Raw genomic sequence first — 3,089 nt, 5'->3', positions numbered from 1 at the left:
GGTACAGACGTTGAGCAACCGGCTCACTAAGGGCTTTCAAGAGCTTGAGCCGTATGAGGGGAAACTCTCACGTACGGTTCTTAGGGGAGGGGGCTGCGGCAACGTTGCCTCCTTACCCGACCTCGCTTATCGTACCCAGGCGTATCAGCAGCACGGCGAGTCGGTGTCGTCTTCCGCAGCAGAAAAGCGCCTGGTGGACTTGAAAGCCGAGTTTCCCTGGCTCAAGGACGTATCGAGCGTCATCCTGCAACAAACCCTGCGTGACCAGAAAGCCGCCTTCGACAACTTCTTCAATCCCAAACGCCGGGCGCGCTACCCGCGCTTCAAGAAAAAGGATGGCCGGCAGTCGATCCGCTTGACCAAGGCCGCCTTTCGCTATCGGGAGGGCGAGATCACCATCGCCAAGTCCAGGGTGCCCCTGCCGATCCGCTGGAGCCGCCCGCTGCCCTGTGAACCCTCCAGCATCACGATTTCGCAAGACCGTGCAGGCCGCTATTTCATCAGTTGCCTGTGTGAATTTGCCCCGAACGCGCTGCCGATCACACCGAGAATGGTGGGGATTGATCTTGGGTTGACCGACCTGTTCATCACCAGTGACGGCGCGAAATCCGGCAACCCGCGCCATCTGAAACGCTACGAAGCCAAGCTGGCCTACCTTCAACGCCGGCTGACCAAGAAACGCAAAGGCTCGAACAACCGCAACAAGCTGCGCCAGAAGGTGGCGCGGCTGCATGCCAAGATTGCGGACTGCCGCCGCGATGCGATCCATAAAGCGACCCGCACCCTCGTTAACGAAAACCAAGTGCTGTGTGTCGAGTCGCTGAACATCACCGGCATGGTCAAAAACCGTCATTTAGCCAAGGCCATCAGCGATGCCGGTTGGGGCGAATTTGTCCGCCAGCTTGAGTACAAAGCCGCCTGGGCCGGACGGCAAGTGGTGAAGGTAAGCCAGTGGTTTCCCAGCAGTAAGCTGTGTCATGGCTGCGGTCACAAGATTGACAAGCTACCGCTATCGCAGCGCCAATGGCAGTGTAAAGGCTGTGGCGAACCGATAGATCGGGACGTAAATGCTGCAAAGAATATCCGAACCGCCGGACTGGCGGGGTTAGCCTGTGGAGCGACTGGAGCGACTGGAGCGGGGGCAGCGGCCTAGCCGTTGTCTAGTGAAGGCGTGTCGAAGCAGGAAGGTTCTGAGGGTGATTTTAGAACCCTCGCCCAAAGCGCGAAGCGCAACGGGGAGTGTCAGTGAATCACCATAGCTGTCACTTAAGGAATTGCTGATCAATTAGTTTCTGGGCAACTGAAGCGTTCAACGTGGCTCGTCTCAGCAACCGATTGATCTGACCACTCCAATAGGCCAGGGCTATCGCAGTTAGAAATAATCGTTTTCTAAGGTCTTGACTTCATATCTGACATTAAGTGCTTGGCAAAAGTCTGAACAATAGATTCGAGTACGTATCTGCCAACTGCGATAGCCCTGGTGCCAACAAGGCACCTTGGCGGGTGCCGCGCTTGTATCTCCCTTCACGCTACGCGACTCAGGAAGAGGTATTACGCGCTTTTAGATAAAAGTTCGCAGCTGGTATTTCTCGTTCGGTAGCCAATTAGACCAGAGATAGACCTATCTGACACTCCGCCGCGCTTCACACTTTGGGCGAGGGTTCTTGGGTTCCCGAGAACCTTCCTGCTTCATCATGTCTAGAGAGGTGAAAGTCCTCTTGTCAGGTGTTCGCAGAGCCGAAGGCTAGGAGAAGGCCTGCTTTTTGACTTTCCTTTGGAGGCTCGTCAGAACTGCCTTCCAAGAGGGCCAGGGGACAGCGCCGACACAATGACGTCGAAGCCACTCCAGTCCCAAGCGCCAAACGGACAGCACGTTCCGGTGCCGGATACTGTTGCTCTGGTAGCGCTGCTGTTGACCGCTGTCACGGACATGCAGACCGGCCACCATCAGGACGACATTGGCCAGCATCGCGATCAACAGCAGGATTTCGATGCGTTTGCCCTGGCGAAACGGGTGCATGCCGAAGCCCAACCCAAACAAGGGGCTTTCGATGTCGCGAAAACCTTCTCACGCACCGGGCACCTCGGAAACGTGGTGGCCAAGGCAATAAAAAGAAAAAAGCAGATAAAATTCCGGTCACTATCGTGCGCCATGGCCATGGCCATGTCAGTGACTTGGTGGACCCGGCGCTCCAGAAGTCCACTGTCCATGACTTTCTGGTACCGATAATCGATCGCGATTCGATTTTATGTTTGGACGGGTACAGCTGGTATAAGACTTTCTCTGCTGAGCATGGCATTGCCCATCATCGGCTCATCATACTCGATAACCAGCGAGTGAATGGCAAGGAATACCACATTCAGAGCGTCAACAGCTATATCAGCCGCTTGAAGGGCTGGATGGGGCGCTTTCATGGGGTGGGGACAGCGTACTTACCGAATTGCCTGGCATGGCGGCGGTTGTTTGAAACCGCTAAGCCATCCGAGGAGGCGTGGCTCCGCGTGGCGATAGGCGCCGACCAACAACAGATACCAACATAGCCTAAAACATACAGTCATTATCAACCACAAACCAAGTCGCTCTGCGAGCGCCACGCTATCCATCCCCGCCTAATGCGGTGGCTTAGACGGGGTATTCCGCGAAAATGGATAAAAACGCTCAGTAGTGACCCAGCAGCTTCCACCATAAACCGCCAACAACTACCCAAATAGCTAGATTGACCACACTCATAACAAAGCCTGCTTTCCACCACTCACCCAAGGTCAGGTAGCCCGAACCGAAAATGACAGGCGACGTGCCGGTGGCGTAATGGGTCAAGGTCATCATGATCGAGGACGTAGCCGCCATAATGAGCACGAATGGCATGGCCGGTGCCCCGAGGCTCAGGCCAACGGTCAGAAACGCAGCCATCATGGCCGTGATGTGCGCAGTGGTGCTGGCAAAAAAGTAGTGGGTGTAAAGGAAGGTCGTAAGCGTCTGGCGATCAGCAGGATTGCGGCAAAGGCGTGATATCCGCCATTGTCAGCTGTTGTGGCAGTAGCGATCGCACCGCGTCCGGCGTCTTGGCGCAAGGCAGATGCTCGAAGAT

Annotated in this window: 2 protein-coding genes and 1 pseudogene; 2 read left to right on the top strand and 1 reads right to left on the bottom strand. The window is 55.7% G+C overall.

What is annotated here, in order from left to right; translation table 11 throughout:
• Positions 1–1,153, top strand: a 1,153-nt coding sequence (locus DU506_RS20850) for an RNA-guided endonuclease InsQ/TnpB family protein (protein ID WP_422822352.1), incomplete at its 5' end; no start/stop codon positions are given.
• Between the two features lie 914 nt (positions 1,154–2,067).
• Positions 2,068–2,541: pseudogene (locus DU506_RS20840) on the top strand (IS1595 family transposase); the annotation flags it as partial.
• A gap of 118 nt (positions 2,542–2,659) precedes the next feature.
• Here DU506_RS20840 and DU506_RS20835 read toward each other — a convergent pair.
• Positions 2,660–3,013, bottom strand: coding sequence for an anion permease (locus tag DU506_RS20835; RefSeq protein WP_268877359.1), 354 nt, complete (start codon positions 3,011–3,013; stop codon positions 2,660–2,662).
• Positions 3,014–3,089: the final 76 nt, after the last annotated feature.

The sequence above is a fragment of the Vreelandella rituensis genome, from assembly GCF_003336665.1.
GTDB lineage: Bacteria > Pseudomonadota > Gammaproteobacteria > Pseudomonadales > Halomonadaceae > Vreelandella > Vreelandella rituensis.
The sequence above is the reverse complement of the archived record's forward strand: the minus strand, read 5'-3'. Positions and strand labels throughout refer to the sequence as shown.